The organism is Achromobacter arsenitoxydans SY8 (assembly GCF_000236785.1).
GTDB lineage: Bacteria > Pseudomonadota > Gammaproteobacteria > Burkholderiales > Burkholderiaceae_B > Achromobacter > Achromobacter arsenitoxydans.
This window is the reverse complement of record NZ_AGUF01000085.1, coordinates 1-16,990: the sequence shown is the minus strand read 5'-3', so window position 1 is coordinate 16,990 and position 16,990 is coordinate 1. Positions and strand designations below refer to the sequence as shown.

At 66.1% G+C, this 16,990-nt stretch carries 18 protein-coding genes; 12 read left to right on the top strand and 6 right to left on the bottom strand.

The window, feature by feature from the left end; all coding sequences use genetic code 11:
• Nucleotides 1–8: 8 nt before the first annotated feature.
• On the bottom strand, nucleotides 9–323 hold the full coding sequence (gene clpS, locus KYC_RS25765; protein ID WP_008168033.1) for an ATP-dependent Clp protease adapter ClpS: 315 nt from the start codon (nucleotides 321–323) through the stop codon (nucleotides 9–11).
• 226 nt (nucleotides 324–549) lie between these two features.
• Here clpS and KYC_RS25760 point away from each other — a divergent pair, with 226 nt between their 5' ends.
• Together KYC_RS25760 and KYC_RS25755 are read left to right on the top strand one after the other, a co-directional pair.
• Nucleotides 550–795, top strand: coding sequence for a cold-shock protein (locus tag KYC_RS25760; RefSeq protein WP_006220277.1), 246 nt, complete (start codon nucleotides 550–552; stop codon nucleotides 793–795).
• A gap of 94 nt (nucleotides 796–889) precedes the next feature.
• Nucleotides 890–1,432, top strand: a complete 543-nt coding sequence (locus KYC_RS25755; RefSeq protein ID WP_081478110.1) for a DUF192 domain-containing protein — start codon at nucleotides 890–892, stop codon at nucleotides 1,430–1,432.
• A 108-nt stretch (nucleotides 1,433–1,540) separates the two neighbouring features.
• On the opposite strand, the gene pcaF is transcribed toward KYC_RS25755, so the two are convergent.
• The 5 genes from pcaF to xseA all read right to left on the bottom strand — a co-directional run bounded on the left by pcaF (nucleotide 1,541) and on the right by xseA (nucleotide 8,470).
• Nucleotides 1,541–2,746 (bottom strand): 3-oxoadipyl-CoA thiolase, encoded by a 1,206-nt coding sequence (gene pcaF / locus KYC_RS25750; RefSeq protein WP_008168017.1) that lies wholly within the window; start codon nucleotides 2,744–2,746, stop codon nucleotides 1,541–1,543.
• Nucleotides 2,747–2,915: 169 nt separating this feature from the next.
• Nucleotides 2,916–4,310, bottom strand: coding sequence for a chloride channel protein (locus tag KYC_RS25745; protein WP_081478109.1), 1,395 nt, complete (start codon nucleotides 4,308–4,310; stop codon nucleotides 2,916–2,918).
• An 81-nt stretch (nucleotides 4,311–4,391) separates the two neighbouring features.
• Complete coding sequence (locus KYC_RS25740; protein WP_043519276.1) at nucleotides 4,392–6,092, bottom strand: methyl-accepting chemotaxis protein; 1,701 nt, start codon at nucleotides 6,090–6,092, stop codon at nucleotides 4,392–4,394.
• Between the two features lie 278 nt (nucleotides 6,093–6,370).
• Nucleotides 6,371–6,949 carry a superoxide dismutase [Fe] gene (sodB, locus tag KYC_RS25735; RefSeq protein WP_008168011.1) on the bottom strand — a complete coding sequence of 193 codons (579 nt, stop codon included), beginning with the start codon at nucleotides 6,947–6,949 and terminating at the stop codon, nucleotides 6,371–6,373.
• 153 nt (nucleotides 6,950–7,102) lie between these two features.
• Complete coding sequence (gene xseA, locus KYC_RS25730; protein ID WP_008168009.1) at nucleotides 7,103–8,470, bottom strand: exodeoxyribonuclease VII large subunit; 1,368 nt, start codon at nucleotides 8,468–8,470, stop codon at nucleotides 7,103–7,105.
• Nucleotides 8,471–8,820: 350 nt separating this feature from the next.
• Between xseA and KYC_RS25725 the strand changes: the two genes are divergently transcribed.
• The 10 genes from KYC_RS25725 to rpsT all read left to right on the top strand — a co-directional run bounded on the left by KYC_RS25725 (nucleotide 8,821) and on the right by rpsT (nucleotide 16,927).
• A complete protein-coding gene (locus tag KYC_RS25725; RefSeq protein WP_008168007.1) occupies nucleotides 8,821–9,444 on the top strand; it encodes a MotA/TolQ/ExbB proton channel family protein in 624 nt (207 codons plus the stop codon).
• On the top strand, nucleotides 9,441–9,854 hold the full coding sequence (locus KYC_RS25720; RefSeq protein WP_008168005.1) for an ExbD/TolR family protein: 414 nt from the start codon (nucleotides 9,441–9,443) through the stop codon (nucleotides 9,852–9,854). Before KYC_RS25725 ends, KYC_RS25720 begins: the two co-directional genes overlap by 4 nt.
• A complete protein-coding gene (gene lpxK, locus KYC_RS25715) occupies nucleotides 9,851–10,894 on the top strand; it encodes a tetraacyldisaccharide 4'-kinase (RefSeq protein WP_008168003.1) in 1,044 nt (347 codons plus the stop codon). Before KYC_RS25720 ends, lpxK begins: the two co-directional genes overlap by 4 nt.
• A 78-nt stretch (nucleotides 10,895–10,972) precedes the next feature.
• Nucleotides 10,973–11,155 (top strand): Trm112 family protein, encoded by a 183-nt coding sequence (locus KYC_RS25710; protein ID WP_008168002.1) that lies wholly within the window; start codon nucleotides 10,973–10,975, stop codon nucleotides 11,153–11,155.
• Between the two features lie 10 nt (nucleotides 11,156–11,165).
• The gene (gene kdsB, locus KYC_RS25705) at nucleotides 11,166–11,930 is read left to right on the top strand and encodes a 3-deoxy-manno-octulosonate cytidylyltransferase (RefSeq protein WP_008167998.1); all 765 of its coding nucleotides are present in this window, start codon (nucleotides 11,166–11,168) and stop codon (nucleotides 11,928–11,930) included.
• Nucleotides 11,931–12,021: 91 nt separating this feature from the next.
• On the top strand, nucleotides 12,022–12,678 hold the full coding sequence (gene adk / locus KYC_RS25700) for an adenylate kinase (RefSeq protein ID WP_008167996.1): 657 nt from the start codon (nucleotides 12,022–12,024) through the stop codon (nucleotides 12,676–12,678).
• Between the two features lie 133 nt (nucleotides 12,679–12,811).
• Nucleotides 12,812–13,570: a 3-hydroxyacyl-CoA dehydrogenase gene (locus KYC_RS25695; protein ID WP_008167994.1), complete on the top strand. Its 759-nt coding sequence runs from the start codon at nucleotides 12,812–12,814 to the stop codon at nucleotides 13,568–13,570.
• 106 nt (nucleotides 13,571–13,676) lie between these two features.
• A complete protein-coding gene (gene murJ / locus KYC_RS25690; RefSeq protein WP_008167992.1) occupies nucleotides 13,677–15,236 on the top strand; it encodes a murein biosynthesis integral membrane protein MurJ in 1,560 nt (519 codons plus the stop codon).
• Nucleotides 15,237–15,429: 193 nt separating this feature from the next.
• Nucleotides 15,430–16,386 (top strand): FecR domain-containing protein, encoded by a 957-nt coding sequence (locus tag KYC_RS25685; RefSeq protein WP_008167989.1) that lies wholly within the window; start codon nucleotides 15,430–15,432, stop codon nucleotides 16,384–16,386.
• A gap of 277 nt (nucleotides 16,387–16,663) precedes the next feature.
• Nucleotides 16,664–16,927 carry a 30S ribosomal protein S20 gene (rpsT, locus tag KYC_RS25680; RefSeq protein ID WP_006396042.1) on the top strand — a complete coding sequence of 88 codons (264 nt, stop codon included), beginning with the start codon at nucleotides 16,664–16,666 and terminating at the stop codon, nucleotides 16,925–16,927.
• The last annotated feature ends 63 nt before the right edge of the window (nucleotides 16,928–16,990 follow it).

The window sequence follows — 16,990 nt, the reverse complement described above, 5'->3', positions numbered from 1 at the left end:
TTTTTATTTCAAACCGGTTCCATCACGCATTGAAGCGGGTGCTGGCGCGCCCGCGCGTATTGCCCGACCTGCGCAATACGCGTCGCGGCGAGATCGCGCGGGTAAACCCCGCACACGCCGCGCCCTTCGTGATGGACCTGCAACATGATCCGCGTCGCCTCTTCCTGATTCTTATTGAAGAATTTCTGCAGCACTTTCACGACGAACTCCATCGGCGTGTAGTCGTCATTCAGCAACAACACCTGGTACATCGGAGGCGGCGCAGCGCGAGCCGGCGCCTTTTCGACGACCAAATCATGCTGGGTATCCAAGGTAGAACTCATAGGGCGGGTATTCTATTTAAACTGGGGACGGCAACCACTCAACTTACTGAAAATTACACGCAGAAATACGTAGTATCCATACTTGACTGAACGAAGAAAAGCGGCGCATTATCCACGCATTCTGGGGTTTTCAATTCATCGAAAATCTGCCAGGAAGCCGGAGGGGGGACAGGGGTCTAGGCCGCATTGCCCTTCTGTCAACATACGATTCAATGAGGCAGGCCGCATGTCTGATACGACCGCAACCGCCGTCCAAGGGGACAATCCCAAATCGACGGGCACCGTCAAATGGTTCAACGATGCAAAGGGGTTTGGCTTCATTACGCCCGACGACGGCGGTGAAGATCTGTTCGCCCATTTCTCGTCCATCCAGATGAATGGTTTTAAAACCCTGAAAGAAGGCCAGAAAGTGGCCTTCGAGATTATTCAGGGGCCTAAAGGCAAACAGGCGCTTAATATAACGGCTGCCTGAGTTACCCTTTAAAGCGCAACGGTAAGGTTGCGCCATTGATCCAGGCGGGGCTTTCGGGCCCCGCCTTGCTATTTTCTAATTACCTCGCCTGGCCATGCTGAAGAAAGCCGTATTGCTTCCGATCGTTCATGCGTTGTTCAAAACGACGTTTACCCAAGCAGCCTCTGCAAGGCGCGCAACCCGGCGGGGAGCATCGGCGGCAATCGCGGCAGTGCTGGCCACTGCGGCCTTCGCACTGCCCCTGCCTGCCGGCGCCCAGCGCCAAGGCCCGCAGCCTGCCTTGCCCACGACGCAATTGTCGGCCGGCATCCATATTATCCGCGCAGAAGTCGCCAATACGGACGCCACCCGCCGCGACGGGCTGATGTTCCGCCGGGAGCTGCCCGGCAACGACGGCATGCTGTTCGTATTCGAACAGCCGGACGTGCAGTGCTTCTGGATGCGCAACACGTTGCTGCCGCTCTCGATTGCCTTTATCGCCGACGACGGCACGATCGTCAACATCGAAGACATGGCGCCGCAGACCGAAGACCCGCATTGCGCCAAGAAGCCGGTGCGCTACGCGCTGGAAATGTCGCAGGGCTGGTTCAAGCAGCACGGCATCGCCGCCGGCAAGAAACTCGACGGGCTGCCCTGAACGCGCGGCGGGTCCGCCGCCTGAGCAGCCGCATGAAAAAAGGGAGCCCGCGAGGCTCCCTTTTCAATTGCGCCCCGGCCTTGCGGCCAGGAACGCGGACATGACGGCTTAGACGCGCTCGATGATCAGCGCGATGCCCTGGCCGACGCCGATGCACATCGTGCACAGCGCATAACGGCCGCCCGTGCGATGCAGCTGGTTGATCGCGGTGGTGGCCAGGCGCGCGCCGCTGGCGCCCAGCGGGTGGCCCAGGGCGATGGCCCCGCCGTTGGGATTCACGCGCGGGTCGTTGTCGGCAATGCCAAGCTGGCGCAGCACGGCCAAGCCCTGGGCGGCGAACGCCTCGTTCAGTTCGATCACGTCCATCTGGTCCAGCGTCAGGCCAGTCTGGGCCAGGACCTTCTGCGTGGCGGGCGCCGGGCCGATGCCCATGATGCGCGGCGCGACACCGGCGGTGGCCATGCCGACCACGCGCGCGCGCGGGGTCAGGCCGTGGCGGGCTGCGGCCTTTTCGTCAGCCAGCAGCAACGCGGCTGCGCCGTCGTTCACGCCGGACGCGTTGCCTGCGGTGACGCTGCCGCCTTCGCGGACCACGCCCTTGAGCTTGGCCAGCGATTCGAGCGAGGTTTCACGCGGATGCTCGTCCTTGGAGACGATGATGGGATCGCCCTTCTTCTGGGCGATGGACACAGGCACGATCTCGGCGTCAAAGAAGCCTTCCTTCTGGGCGCGAGCCGTCTTCTGCTGGCTGGCCAGCGCGAACAGGTCCTGGTCGGCGCGGCTGATATTGAAATCGTCGGCGACGTTTTCGGCCGTTTCAGGCATCGAGTCCACGCCGTATTGCGCCTTCATCAGCTTGTTGACGAAACGCCAGCCGATCGTGGTGTCGAAGATGGCGGCGTTGCGCGAGAACGCGCTGTCGGCCTTGCCCATGACGAAAGGCGCGCGGCTCATGCTTTCAACGCCGCCCGCCAGCATCAGACCGGCCTCGCCGGCGCGGATGGCGCGTGCGGCGGTGCCGATGGCGTCCAGGCCCGACCCGCACAGGCGGTTGACCGTGGCGCCGGGCACTTCGATCGGCAGGCCCGCCAGCAGCGTGGCCATGCGGGCCACGTTGCGGTTGTCTTCGCCGGCCTGGTTCGCGCAGCCCATGATGGCGTCGTCCAGCTCTTCCCAGCGCACGCCGGGATTGCGCGCCACCAGGGCCTTGATGGCTACGGCAGCCAGGTCGTCGGGACGCACGGAAGCCAGCGCGCCGCCGTAACGGCCGAAGGGGGTACGGATCGCATCACAAATAAAGGCATTCACGGTCATGGGAAGCTCGGAGTGAAGTGAGGAAACTCGGAATCAGCCGATCTTAACGCAGGGCTTTCGCGCCAAGTTGGTGCGTGGCGGCGATGTCCGCAGCACGGACAGTGTCCAATGGCCGTTCACATATAGCGGACGGCGTCGCGCACCGAATCGGGCAGCGCGATGCCCGATTTCAGTGCGTGGCGGACTTGGCCGCGCGCCCCGCGTCCACGATGGCCTGGCGGCGGAAACGACCCGCCGCCAGATGGTAGAAGGGCTGCGGGCAGAACTGGCGCGACACGCCGGAGGCCAGCAGCGACCCCACCAGCAGCCAGAACAGCATCGGCTGGCTGCCCGTCATTTCCATCACCACGACGCTGGCCGTCAGCGGCGCCTGCGTGGCGGCGGCCAGGAAGGCGGCCATTGACAGCAGGACCAGCACGCGCTGGTCCACGCCCTCGCCCGCCAGTTCCCATATGTGGTGTCCGATGCCCGCACCGGTAGTTAGCGCGGGCGTGAAAATGCCGCCAGGAATACCGGCCCAGTACGACGCGACGGTGGCGGCAAGCTTGGCCAGTCCGAAGCCGTCCGGCACCGACTCCTTGCCGTTCAGCAGGTCTGCGGCAACGCCGTAGCCGGTGCCATAAACGCTGCCTGCGGTGCACAGGCCGATCACGGCCAGCGCAAGGCCCATGACGAAAGCCGTCCAGATGGGATGGGCGCGGATCCAGGCGCGCCAGGACTGCGGGGCCGCGGCCACCGGCCCCTTGCCCAGCAGGCGGGCGAAAATGCCGCCCAGCGCGCCGTTCAGCGCCCCGCAGATGATGATCCACATGACCATGTTTTCTGAAAGGGGCGCCCCGGCGAACACTCCGAAATAGGGATTGTTGCCTTCCACCGCCACCACCAGGAAACCGGCGGCCAGCACGCCGATCAGCACCAGCCGCTGCCAGCGCAGCACCGTGCCGCGACCGAGCTCTTCGATGGCGAAGATGACGCCGGCCAGCGGCGCATTGAACGCGGCGGCCAGGCCGCCTGCGGCCCCCGCAGCGATGAGTTCGTTGGCGTGGAAGCCCCGCAGCTGCACGCCGCGCCGCTTCCAGAAGTCGCCCCAGGCGAGCATCAGCGCGGCGCCGACCTGCACCGATGGCCCCTCGCGCCCGATGGACGCGCCGGCCAGCATGCCGAAAAAAGCCAGGGGGATCTTCCACAGCGTCTGCGCCAGCGACACCAGGCTGTTCTGGCTGGCGCCCGGCGGCAGGGACAGCGCGCCGATCACCTGGGGGATGCCGCTGCCAGCCGCGTTGGGGGCAAAGCGCAGCGTCAGCCAGCGCAAGGCGGCCAGACTGAAAGGCAGCACCAGCAGCGCCAGCCAGCCGTTGTAGGCCACCCACTGCCGGTTCCAGGCCAGCGCCGTGTCGGCCAGATAGGCGAAGCCCAGCGACATCAGGGCCACCAGCGCGGCCCCGCCGAGCAGCAGCGCCAGTTGCACGCTCTTGCGAGACAGGCGATTGATCTGGCGCACCTTGCGGCGCGCCTGACGTCGTGTACTGGCGATGACTCGGCGGACGGGGTCGGGCAGACTCATGGACAGAGCTAGGGCGGCTGGAAGGTTGCTAACCTTACCATCCCGTCCTGACCCGTAGCCTAAAGCCCGCGGCCGCGTCGGTCAGAAAGCCGACCAGTCGTCGTCCTGCGCCGCCCTCGCCAGCGTGCGCTGCGGCTGGACCGGGCGAGCCTTGGCCACGACGGGCTTGCGCGCCGGCGGGGCTCCCGCGGGCATCAGCCGCGCCTGCGCATGATCGGCGTCCGCATCCACCTTGAAGCGGCGCACTTCCTGAGCCAGGCGGCCCGCCTGATCCTGCATGCTGGCGGCGGCGGCCGCCGCCTCTTCGACCAGCGCCGCGTTCTGCTGGGTCACGCTGTCCATCTGCGACACGGCCTGATTCACCTGAGCGATGCCAGAGGACTGCTCTTCCGACGCGCTCGCGATCTCGCGCACCAGGGTGGCCACCTGACGCACACTGGCCACCACGTCGCGCATTGTGCTGCCCGCCTCGTCCGCCTGGCGCGTTCCGCTCTCGACGCGTGTGACCGATTCGTCGATCAAGGCCTTGATTTCCTTGGCGGCCACGGCGGAACGCTGCGCCAGCGCGCGCACTTCCCCAGCAACGACAGCAAACCCGCGCCCCTGCTCGCCCGCCCGCGCCGCTTCCACGGCGGCGTTCAGCGCAAGAATGTTGGTCTGAAATGCAATTCCGTCGATTACGCCTGTAATTTCCGCAATCCTGTGCGAGCTTTCCGAAATCGCGTTCATGGTCTGAACCACGGCATCGACCACCTCGCCGCCCCGTATCGCCACCCCGGATGCCTGACCGACCAGCCTGTCCGCTTCACCTGCATTGCTGGCGTTCTGTTGCACGGTGCTGGTCAACTGTTCCATCGACGCGGCGGTTTCTTCCAGTGAGGCAGCCTGCTGCTCAGTGCGCTGCGACAGATCCGAGTTGCCCTCGGCAATTTCTGACGATGCCGATGCGATGCTTTCACAGCCGTCACGCACGTCTCTGACGATGCGGACCAGACTCTCGTTCATGGCCTTGAGCGCACGCATCAGGTCGCCGGTTTCATCGCGCGTCGCAATTGTGATGTCCGTCGTCAGGTCACCCTCGGCCACCTGACGGGCCGTGTGGACCGCCTGCCCCAGCGGGCGCACGATGCCGCGCGTGACCAGCCAGCCCAGCAGCATGCTGATGACTACGCTCGCCACCACCAGGACGATCATGATGAGGCGGACCCAGACGTAAAGATCCGTGCCTTCCTGCACAGTTTGTGCGGCCATCTCCTCCTTGCCCATGGCCAGGTCGGTCATCAGGGCGTCCAGCTCATCCGACGATACATTGACGCGTTTTTCCACTTCGGCCAGGCGCGGCTCGATTTGCGTCAGCGGCTGGGAGCCGGCCACCTCGAAAAATACGTCCGACTCCCGCTTCCACTTCTGTTCCTTCTCCGTGAATTGCGCCAACAGACGCTTGTTTTTTTCGGAATAGAAATGCTCGGCGGCCGTCTGGCGCAGCGTCTCCATATTGGTGACGGCGGTATCGAACTCCTTACGCAACTCCTCACGCTCTTGCTCCGTGGACGCAGCAAGGTAGCCGCTGCGAGCACGGCCCGCGTAAATCAGATTGATATTGGCTTCTTTCAGATCGGAAATTCCGCGCAGCTCGGTGTAGTAGAGCCGGTCGTTCATTTCGTCGATCTGGGCCAGCCCCCAGATGCCAAAGGCCCCGACCGCAGCACCTATCACCGCCACCAGCAAGAACGCGCCCGTCAGGCGAGCACCGATGCGCAACCCCAAAAATAACCGCAACATGCTTTTCTTCCCTGTAAGTGCCCCGGCTTGTTACAGGCTTGCCGCCCTCATGCGACCCGAGGCTCGGCCACATGCAGCAGGCAACGATAGCGGGCCAGGAACCTAGGGATTACCCGGAAAATAAACCTGTTCGCGCTTCATTTCGACAAAATGAAATATACAGTCGACATAATTTTCTATACAAAATTATTACGGCAACAAAAAAAGCCCTTCATTGCTGAAGGGCTTTTATCGCGGACCGCAGCAGGCAGGCCGTTGGCCTGCCCACAGCTGTCTTATCAGGCGAAGTTCTTGGCGGCGAACTCCCAGTTCACCAGCGCCCAGAAGTTCTCCAGGTACTTGGGACGGGCGTTGCGGTAGTCGATGTAGTACGCGTGTTCCCAGACATCACAGGTGAGCAGCGGCACGTCGGCCGTCGTGAGCGGGGTGGCGGCGTTGCTGGTGTTGACGATGTCGACCGTGCCGTCGGTCTTCTTGACCAGCCAGGTCCAGCCCGAGCCGAAGTTGCCGGCGGCCGACTTGTTGAACGCTTCCTTGAACGCGTCGAAGCTGCCCCACTTGGCGTTGATGGCGTCGGCCAGCTTGCCCGAGGGCGCGCCGCCGGCCTTGGGAGCCAGGCTGTTCCAGTAGAACGTGTGGTTCCAGATCTGGGCTGCGTTGTTGAAAATGCCACCCGAGGACTTCTTCACGATGTCTTCCAGCGACAGCGTTTCGAATTCGGTGCCCGGGATCAGGTTGTTCAGATTCGTGACGTAGGTCTGGTGATGCTTGCCGTAGTGGAACTCCAGCGTTTCCTTGGAGATGTGCGGCGCCAGCGCGTCGAGTTCGTAAGGCAGGGGGGGAAGAGTGTGTGCCATGTGATGGTTCCTTCTGTTGAGTGCACGATCAAGCCGGTCAATTGTATCGGCAACTAATGAGGATACCGTGTTAACCCCGCGCTGGCGCGGGGTTAACGGGCACATGCATATGCCGCCGATGTCTTTGTTTTGCGGCCGGGCGGCCGCCAGGCGTCAGGCCTCGTCGCGCGTCTTGCGCGTTTCTTGAACCTGCACCTGCGCGCCGCCTTGCGCGAAGCGGAGGTGCAGCGGCTGGCCGACGGACAGGCCGGCTGCGTCGCGCACGATGCGCCCGTCGGCATCGCGCGCGATCGCGTAGCCGCGCGCCAGCGTGTTGCCCGGATCAAGGGCGCGCAACTGGGCGGTGGCGGCGGCAAGGCGGTTGCGGCCCTGCACCAGCAGACGCGCGTGGGCCTGCCCCAATTGGCGCGCGGCGCCCGCCAGGCGGTCGGCGGCGCGGCCGGTGTCGGGTACGCGGTGCGTCAGCCGCTGCGCAAGCAGGTTCACGCGCGCGACACGCCGGCCCTGCGGCGCCGACCAGGCCGAGGCCAGCCGGAATCGCAGGCTGTTGAGCCGTTCGCGCTGATGCTCCAGCCGCTGGGCCGGGGACACCAGCTGCGCGGCCGCCCGGTCCAGACGCTGCGCGGCCCGCTCCAGGCGTCGCTGCTGGCCGCGCGCCATGGACTGCGCGGCCTGCATGACCTGGCCCAGCAGTTCGGAACGCGGCGCGCACGCCAGCTCTGCCGCGGCCGTCGGCGTCGGCGCGCGCAGGTCCGACACGAAGTCCACGATGGTGAAGTCGGTTTCGTGCCCCACGCCGCTGATGACGGGGATCTCGCTGGCCGCCACCTCGCGCGCCAGGTCTTCGTCGTTGAAGCTCCAGAGATCTTCGATGCTGCCGCCGCCGCGCACGAGCAGCAGCGTATCCACCTCGGCGCGCTCGTTGGCAGCGCGCAGCTGCGCAGCCAGCCTGCCGGCGGCATCCGCCCCTTGCACCGGGGCCGGATAGATGACAACAGGCACCTGGGGCGCGCGCCGCGCCAACGCGGACAGAACGTCCCGCAACGCGGCAGCGTGCAGGGACGTGATGACCCCGATCGCCCTCGGCAAGCGAACCGGCTCGCGCTTGCGGGCGGGATCGAAAAGACCTTCGGAAGCCAGTTGCTCCTTCAGCCTCAGGAAGGCCTCGTACAGATTGCCTAAGCCAGCCCGCCGCATGGCGTCAGCCTGCAGCTGATAATCGCCGCGAGGCTCGTACAGGGACACTCGCGCCCGGATCTCGACCTGATCGCCCGCCCGGGGAACAAAACCCACCGCGCTGGCGCGGCTGCGGAACATGACAGCCCGCACGGAGGCCCGGCTGTCCTTGAGCGTGAAATACCAGTGCCCGGAAGCCGCCTGCGTGAAGTTGGAAATCTCGCCGCGAACCCACAGGGCCGGGATGCTGCGCTCCAACAACTGCCCCACCGCTTGATTCAGCTGGGCAACTGTAAGGATATCCCGCGTGAATGCGTTGTTTGTGACTGGGAATTCAATTGTCATGGGGCTTTCCGACGCGAACCTGTCCACAGGGCATGCATAGCGGGCCGCAATGATACCGCGTTCCCAGGAATTTGCAGCGCCTGCCCAGATAACAAGCAAATTCGGTGCAGGTATTTGATTTTTATACGTTTTTATAGGAAGAAGGGATGCGCGATTTTGAAGCAAACAAGCGCAAGCCCTGTGCCCATCAGCCTTTCGGCGGAGTTTTACACAGAATTATCCACAGTTTCTGTGGATAGATTCGGGGTCACCCCGCCTTGCCACAAGTGCGCCGCGCCGTTACAGTTTCGGCTTGTTCAGTTGCCAATGCGCGCCCTCCGGCGCCCTCGGCCCCCCAGGAGTTGACCGCTTTGCTTTCCATATTGCGCGAGGCCGGCTGGCCGATCTGGCCCCTGCTGGCGACATCCGTGCTGGGCCTGGCGCTGATCTTCGAGCGCTTCCTGTCCCTGCGCCGAAACCTGGTCCTGCCGCGTGGCCTGAACGAGCAGGTTGCCGAAATGCTCCGCAACCACCAGGACACGCCGGACTCCATCCATCGCCTGGAACGCAACTCGCCCCTGGGCCGGGTGCTGGCCGAAGTGATGCGCCACCGCCACCTTCCCCGTGAAGAACTGCGCAGCGTCGTCGAGGACGCGGGCCGCGCGGTCGCGCACGACCTCAGCCGCTATATCTCCGCCATCGGGACCATCGCGGTCGTCGCGCCGCTCATGGGCCTGTTCGGCACGGTGGTCGGCATGATCGAGATCTTCGGTTCCTACACGCCCGGCGGCGGCGACCCCGCGCAACTGGCGCGCGGCATCTCGATCGCCCTGTACAACACCGGTTTCGGCATTCTCATCGCCATTCCCGCCATGATCGCCCACCGTTACCTGCGCGGCCGCGTCGACGGCTACCTCAGCGCCATGGAACAGGCCGCTTCCCGCCTGATCCGCGCCGTCTCGCCGGCGCGCGCCGCGCGCGAGGCACGCCCATGAATTTCCGCGGATCCCGGGGCGACCGCGACGAGCTGGACATCAACCTGATCCCGCTCATCGACGTCCTGCTGGTCATCCTGATCTTCCTGGCCGCGACCACCTCGTTCGCGCGCTTCACGCAGCTGAAGGTGACGCTGCCGCAGGCGTCATCCGAACAGGACACGCCGCCGGCGCTCGAAGTCGCCGTCAGCCAGGACGGCCGCTATGCCCTGAACGGCACCCTGATCGACGTCTCCACCCCGCCTGAAATCGCCGACGCCTTGCGCCAGGCCGCCGCAGGCAAGACCGAGCCTCTCGTCGTCATCAACGCCGACGCCCAGGCCACGCACCAGTCCGTGATCAACATCATGGAAGCCGCCCGCCTGGCCGGCATCGGCCGCGTCAATTTCGCCGCCCAGACCACCCGGTGACTTCGAAACGCGCATCGCTGCTGGCTCGCCAATGGCAGCTCGGCGGCTGGCTCTCCACCGCACTGCTACCCCTGTCGGCGCTGACCGCGCGGGCGGTGGCGCGCAAGCGCGCGCGCTACGCCAGCGGCGAGGCGGCCGCCTACCGGGCGCCCGTCCCCGTCGTCGTGATCGGCAACATCTACGTCGGCGGAACCGGCAAGACTCCCATGGTGATCGCCACTGTCGAAGGCCTGCGGGCGCGTGGCTACACCCCCGGCGTTGTCAGCCGCGGCTACGGCGTCAAGGTCGGCCCGCATCCTCGCGTAGGGCTGGGCGACCTGGAAGCGGCCCGCTTCGGCGACGAACCGGCCCTGATTGCGCGCGCCACCGGCGCGCCCGTCTCCATCCATCCCAGGCGCCCCCTGGCCGTCCAGGCGCTGCTGCAGGCCCATCCCCAGGTCGACGTGATCGTGTCGGACGACGGGCTGCAGCACCTGGCCCTGGCGCGCGACGTCGAGATCGTGGTGCAGGACCAGCGCGGCATCGGCAACGGCCGCCTCCTGCCCGCCGGTCCCCTGCGCGAGCCGGCCAGCCGGCTCGCCGAGGTGGACGCCGTGGTGACCAACACCGGCATCCCCGCCCCCGGACCCGACGCCCGCGGCGCCAGCGGCCCGCGCCAGGTGCGCATGTGGCTGGAACCGGGCGACGCCCGGCTGATCGGCGGGCACGCGACCCGTCCCCTTTCGGAGTTTGCCGGCCAGCCGCGGATCGCGGCAGCGGCTGGCATCGGCAATCCGGAGCGCTTTTTCGCCACCTTGCGGGCCGCCGGAATCACGCTGGCGGACACGCTCGCCCTGCCCGACCACTACGACTACGCGACCTCGCCGTTCCAGGACATGAAGGCCGACGCCATCCTGGTCACGTCCAAGGACGCGATCAAATGCGGCGCGCTGAACGAAGCCCGCCTCTGGGAAGTGCCGGTGCGGGCCGCCTTTTCCGACGCCGGACTGTTCGATTGGCTGGCGCAGACGCTGCGCGCCAGAACCCCCGCGCCACGCTAGCCGCGCGAGACGCCGCCAGAATTTTTTGCGCGCCTGACCGACACGGCGACGCCGTAAAACTGTTTTAGAATTCCGGTCATGGAATCCCGCCTTCTCGACATCCTCGTCTGCCCCTTGTGCAAGGGCCGCCTCGAACACGACCGGCAACAGGCCGAACTGGTCTGCCGCGCCGACCGCCTGGCGTTTCCGCTGCGCGACGGCATCCCCGTCATGCTGGAATCGGAAGCCCGCGTGCTCGACGACGCGGCACCTGCCCGCTGACCGCCGCATCGTGAGCTTCATCGCCATCATCCCGGCGCGCACCGCCTCGACCCGGCTGCCCGACAAGCCGCTTGCCGACATCGCCGGCAAGCCCATGGTCGTGCGCACCGCCGACCGGGCCGCTCAGTCCGGCGCCTCCCGGCTGTACATCGCCACGGACGACGCGCGGGTTCAGCAGGCGGTCCAGGCGCACGGCCTGCACGCCCTGATGACTCGCGCCGACCACCCCACCGGCACCGACCGGCTGGCGGAAGCCGTCGAGCTGCTGAGCCTTCCCGATGACGCCATCGTGGTGAACGTGCAGGGCGACGAACCCCTGATCGAGCCCGAACTCATCGACGCCGTGGCGGCGAAGCTCCAGGCCTGCCCACAGGCCGACATCGCCACTTGCGCCAGCCCGCTTGCCGATGCCCAGGCCTTGTTCAACCCCAACGTCGTGAAGGTGGTCTGCGCCGCGGACGATCGCGCACTGTACTTTTCTCGTGCGCCGATCCCCTGGGCGCGCGACGCGCTGGCCGGCGGCGAACGCGTGCTGGCCGACGGCCTGCCCGCCCTGCACCACATCGGCCTGTATGCCTACCGCGCCTCGTTCCTGCGCCGCTACCCGACCCTGCCGCAAGGCGTGCTGGAACGGTTTGAATCGCTGGAGCAGTTGCGCGCCATGGAACACGGCCACACTATCGTCGTACACCGGGCATCCACCCCTCCTGCCGCGGGAGTCGATACTCCGGCGGACCTGGAGCGCGTCCGGTTGATCTACAGCAAACCTATATAAGGGTTATTTCGCATGGCGCAGCCCCGCATAGGCTGCTGCGTTGCGGCATAATCCCCCGGATCACAAAAAATAAACCCCATCAGGAGCACTCATGCGTCTCATCTTGCTCGGACCCCCCGGCGCCGGCAAAGGCACCCAGGCCGCGTTTCTAACGCAGCACTTCGGCATTCCCCAGATCTCCACCGGCGACATGCTGCGTGCGGCGGTCAAGGCGGGCACCCCGCTGGGTATTGAAGCCAAGAAGGTCATGGACGCCGGCGGCCTGGTCTCCGACGAGATCATCATCGGCCTGGTGCAGGACCGCCTGACGCAGCCCGACTGCGCCAACGGCTACCTGTTCGACGGCTTTCCGCGCACCATCCCGCAAGCCGACGCGCTCAAGAGCGCCGGCGTCAAGCTGGACTACGTCGTGGAAATCGCCGTCCCCGAAGAAGACATCATCGAACGCATGAGCGGGCGCCGCGTGCACCAGCCCAGCGGCCGCAGCTACCATGTGCGCTTCAACCCGCCCAAGGCCGAAGGCAAGGACGACGTCACCGGCGAAGACCTGATCCAGCGCGACGACGACCGCGAGGAAACCGTACGCCATCGCCTGTCCGTCTACCGCGAACAGACCCGCCCCCTGGTCGACTACTACTCGGCCTGGGCGCAGCAGGACGCCGCCGCGGCGCCGAAGTACCGCAAGATCTCCGGCGTGGGCGCGGTCGACGAAATCCGGTCGCGCCTGTTCGAGGCCGTCAAGAGCTGACCGGCGCCTCGATGGCCCAGAGGCCTTCGGCGCCGGCCGGACGCGATGCGTCCCGCCCCGGCCCGAAGGCCTTGTCATATCCGGCGCCTGCCGCGCCGGCTTCTCTCCCTTGAACTGATCTGGTGATAGATACATGGAAATCGCGAACAAGGTATTCATCGTTACCGGCGGCGCATCCGGCCTGGGCGCGGGCACCGTCCGCATGCTGGTGGAAAACGGCGCCAAGGTCGTCATCGCCGACCTGCAGGACGCCCCGGGCGAAGCCCTGGCCAAGGAACTCGGCCAGCGCTATGTGCATTGCGACGTGACCCAGGAAGCCGACGGCAAGAGCGCCGTCGCCGCCGCCCTGGAACTCGGCTCGCTCTTCGGCCTGGTCAACTGCGCGGGCGTCGCGCCCGCCGCCAAGATCGTCGGCAAGAACGGCGCGCATCCGCTGGACTTGTTCCAGAAGGTCGTGACGATCAACCTCATCGGCAGCTTCAACATGATGCGCCTGGCCGCCGAGGCCATGAGCGCGAACACCCCGGAACCCACCGGCGAACGCGGCGTGATGATCAACACGGCCTCTGTCGCCGCGTTCGACGGCCAGATCGGCCAGGCGGCCTACGCCGCATCCAAGGCCGGCGTCGCGGGCATGACGCTGCCCATCGCGCGCGACCTGGCCAAGACCGGCATCCGCTGCATGACCATCGCCCCGGGCATCTTCGGCACGCCCATGATCTTCGGCATGCCGCAGGAAGTGCAGGACTCCCTGGCCGCCAGCATCCCCTTCCCCGCCCGCCTGGGCCGCCCGGAAGACTACGCCAAGCTGGTCCAGAGCATCATCACCAACGATATGCTCAATGGCGAAACGATCCGCCTGGATGGCGCCATCCGCATGCCGCCAAAGTAAATGCAGTACAAAGGCTGGCCCACGGCATGGGCCACCTTTCCAGTGGCCGGCATTGCGCCCCCATTTTCGCGGCGCGCCGGCCCGCACTTTCTCCTGTAGTCAATCCATGAGCCTGTTCCGTTCGGCGGCCACGGTCAGCAGCTTCACTCTGCTGTCTCGCATTTCCGGCCTGATCCGCGACATCCTGGTGGCCCGCGCCTTTGGCGCCGGCCCCCTCACCGACGCCTTCTGGGTCGCCTTCCGCATTCCCAACCTGCTGCGCCGCCTGTTCGCCGAGGGCGCGTTCGCCCAGGCGTTCGTGCCCATCCTGGGCGCCGCGCGCAACAACCGCTCCGAAGAAGAGGTCCGCACGCTGCTGGACCGGGTGGCCCTGCTGCTGACCGCGGCGCTGATGCTGGTGACACTGATCGGCATCGTCGCGGCGCCCTGGGTCGTGTCCGCCATGGCCAGCGGCCTGCGCGGGGCGGCCCGCGACACCGAATTCGGCGCGGCCGTCTGGATGACGCGGATGATGTTCCCCTACATCCTCTGCATGTCCCTGATCGCCTTCGCGTCCGGCGTGCTCAATACCTGGCGGCGGTTTGCGGTGCCCGCCTTCACGCCAGTCCTGCTCAATCTGTCGATGATCGCCGCCTGCATCTGGCTTGCGCCGCGCATGGACGTGCCGGTCTACGCCCTGGCCATCGGCGTGATGATCGGCGGCGTGGCGCAGTTGGCGGTGCAGTGGGCGGCCCTGGCCCGGCTGGGGCTGACCCCGCGCTTTTCCCTGCGTTTTCGGCAGGCGTGGGCCGATCCCACGGTGCAGCGCATCCTCAAGCAAATGGCGCCCGCCACGCTGGGCGTGTCCGTGGCGCAGATCTCCCTGCTGATCAACACCAACATCGCCACCTGGCTGACCCCGGGCAGCGTGACCTGGCTGTCGTTCGCCGACCGCCTGATGGAATTTCCCACGGCGCTGCTGGGCGTGGCCCTGGGCACGGTGCTGCTGCCCAGCCTGTCCGCGGCCCATGCGCGCGACGACCACGGCGGCTACAGCGCGCTGCTGGACTGGGGACTACGCCTGGTGCTGCTGCTGGGCCTGCCCGCCGCGGTGGGCCTGGCGCTGCTGTCCGACGGCCTGGTCGCCACCCTCTTCCACTATGGCGCCTTCGCCGCCCAGGACGTCCTGCAGACCCGGCTGGCCGTCATCTCGTATTCCGCGGGCCTGATCGGCCTGTTGGCGGTGAAGATCCTGGCCCCCGGCTTCTACGCCAAGCAGGACATCCGCACGCCGGTCAAGATCGCCATCGCCGTGCTGGTGCTGACGCAGCTCCTGAACCTGGTCCTGGTGCCGCTGATGGCGCATGCGGGGCTGGCGCTGGCCATCGGCCTGGGCGCCTGCCTGAATGCGCTTGCGCTGCTGATCGGCCTGCGGCGCCGGGGCGTCTACCAGCCCGCCGCAGGCTGGACCTCGTTCACCCTGCGCCTGCTGCCCGCTCTGGCCGCACTGGCTGCGCTGCTCTGGTACGCGGGCGACCGGATCGACTGGCTGGCGCTGCAGGCCCATGCGGGGCAGCGGGCCGCATTGCTGGCCGGGGTGCTGGCGGCCAGCGGGGTGGTGTACTTCGGAATGTTGTTACTATTTGGCTTTCGCCCCAGAGACTTCGGGCGGCGTCCAAAGCGGTAATTTCAGCTGTACGGGCTACATTCCCATCCAAAAGCCGGCCAAAGGTCGGCTTTTTGCATGAAATTCGTCAAGAATTGACAACCAGGCCGTAATCTTTGGTAAAAAACCCTTATTATTTAAAAATTGCCATAGAAAGGACCCCCGCTGGCCATGCCTGCGGGAACATGAAGTGAAGTACGCCCAAGGACAACCCATGGCGGACCAGGTGATCAATTGGCTGTTGCTGCTGCGGTCAGGCAAGGCAACCGCGCAGGACTACAACGACTTCCTGGCCTGGCGCGCGGCCGATCCCGTCCATGAAAACGCCTGGCAGCAGTTGACAGGCACCCTGGCGGGGTCGACGTTCGGCCGGCTCGGTGACGCATATGCCACCGGCGACGCCGCTGCGGCCCAGCCCCTGATCCCTCCTCCGCCCGCCATCGCGCCCGCGCGCCGCCGTTTCCTGACCGGCTCGCTTGCGCTCGTCGGTGCGGGCGCCTGCGCCGCCTATGTTGGCAATGCGTTCTATCCGCTGAACAACGTGGCCGCCGACGCCGCCACCGCCACCGGCGAACGCCGCCGCTACGTCCTGTCCGACGGCAGCCAGTTGCTGCTGGACGCGCGTAGCCGCGTCAACCTGGATTTCTCCCCGGCCTATCGCCAGGTCCGACTGCTGGACGGTGCGGTCACGGTGTCGGTCGCGCCCGATTCGCGCCGCCCGTTCCTGGTGCAGACGGCTCAAGGCACGGTCCGGGCCCTGGGCACCCGCTACATGGTGCGCCAGCAGGCCCAGCGCACCGTCGTCGTGGTGCACGAACATGAAGTCGAAGTCGAAACCATGGCCGGGGCCCACGGCACCATCCGGGCCGGCACCGGCGCGCGATTCGACAACGCCCGTATCGACACGCCCCGGGCCGAACTGATGGCCGAGGCCGCGTGGGAATCCGGCTGGGTCGAGGCCCGCGGCCGCCCGCTGGCCGAGGTAGTGGCAGCCCTGCGCCCCTATCGCAGCGGCACGCTGCGCGTTTCGATGGCTGCAGGCGGCCTGCCCGTGTCCGGACACTTCCCGCTGGACGACACCGATGCCGCGCTGGACAGCCTGCGCGACCAGATGCCCATCCAGGTGCGCCGGTTTACGCCCTGGTTCGTTTCCATCAACGTCGCCGCCTGACAACGAAGTCGCCGCGATAACGACCCCGGCGGCCGCTTCCGTTGTATAATCGGTACCGCGTTTTTATCCAGTGTTTTACCAGTAGGCGCCGCGGATTTTCCTCAAGGCAATATTTGAGGACCAGCCGCAAGGGTTCTCCAGCCCGGGAGTCACTCCCCTCAGCGCCCCCCGCCCGGTTGACGGGCGCCCCCATCGGTTAAAGCAACATTAAAAGCTTGCATTCCCTCAGGGACTTGCTACAATGTTCGACTTTGCCGAATTCAACTTACAAAGCAACATGGCCAATACCGCCCAAGCCCGCAAGCGCGCTCGCCAATCCGTTGAGCGCAACAAGCACAATTCCAGCCTGCGCTCGATGCTGCGCACCGCCATCAAGCGCGTTCGCCAATCCATCGCCGCTGGCGACAAGGCTGCGGCTGGCGAAGTGTTCCAGAAGGCCTCCAGCGTGATCGATCGCGTGGCTGACAAGAACATCATCCACAAGAACAAGGCCGCTCGCCACAAGAGCCGCCTGGCTGCCGCCATCAAGGCGCTGGCCTAAGCCATTCTGCCGCCCCGGCATGCCGGGGCGTCACGAATACGGCAAATGAAGAAGGATGCCCTT

What these genes read in the sequence shown, in the direction of transcription:
- KYC_RS25755 (WP_081478110.1), top strand. Translation starts at nt 890, where the DNA reads ATGCTGAAGAAAGCCGTATTGCTTCCGATCGTTCATGCGTTGTTCAAA.
- KYC_RS25710 (WP_008168002.1), top strand. Translation starts at nt 10,973, where the DNA reads ATGGAATCCCGCCTTCTCGACATCCTCGTCTGCCCCTTGTGCAAGGGC.
- KYC_RS25745 (WP_081478109.1), bottom strand. Translation starts at nt 4,310, where the DNA reads ATGAGTCTGCCCGACCCCGTCCGCCGAGTCATCGCCAGTACACGACGT.
- KYC_RS25740 (WP_043519276.1), bottom strand. Translation starts at nt 6,092, where the DNA reads ATGTTGCGGTTATTTTTGGGGTTGCGCATCGGTGCTCGCCTGACGGGC.
- murJ (WP_008167992.1), top strand. Translation starts at nt 13,677, where the DNA reads ATGAGCCTGTTCCGTTCGGCGGCCACGGTCAGCAGCTTCACTCTGCTG.
- clpS (WP_008168033.1), bottom strand. Translation starts at nt 323, where the DNA reads ATGAGTTCTACCTTGGATACCCAGCATGATTTGGTCGTCGAAAAGGCG.
- adk (WP_008167996.1), top strand. Translation starts at nt 12,022, where the DNA reads ATGCGTCTCATCTTGCTCGGACCCCCCGGCGCCGGCAAAGGCACCCAG.
- pcaF (WP_008168017.1), bottom strand. Translation starts at nt 2,746, where the DNA reads ATGACCGTGAATGCCTTTATTTGTGATGCGATCCGTACCCCCTTCGGC.
- KYC_RS25695 (WP_008167994.1), top strand. Translation starts at nt 12,812, where the DNA reads ATGGAAATCGCGAACAAGGTATTCATCGTTACCGGCGGCGCATCCGGC.
- xseA (WP_008168009.1), bottom strand. Translation starts at nt 8,470, where the DNA reads ATGACAATTGAATTCCCAGTCACAAACAACGCATTCACGCGGGATATC.
- KYC_RS25720 (WP_008168005.1), top strand. Translation starts at nt 9,441, where the DNA reads ATGAATTTCCGCGGATCCCGGGGCGACCGCGACGAGCTGGACATCAAC.
- sodB (WP_008168011.1), bottom strand. Translation starts at nt 6,949, where the DNA reads ATGGCACACACTCTTCCCCCCCTGCCTTACGAACTCGACGCGCTGGCG.
- rpsT (WP_006396042.1), top strand. Translation starts at nt 16,664, where the DNA reads ATGGCCAATACCGCCCAAGCCCGCAAGCGCGCTCGCCAATCCGTTGAG.
- KYC_RS25760 (WP_006220277.1), top strand. Translation starts at nt 550, where the DNA reads ATGTCTGATACGACCGCAACCGCCGTCCAAGGGGACAATCCCAAATCG.
- KYC_RS25685 (WP_008167989.1), top strand. Translation starts at nt 15,430, where the DNA reads ATGGCGGACCAGGTGATCAATTGGCTGTTGCTGCTGCGGTCAGGCAAG.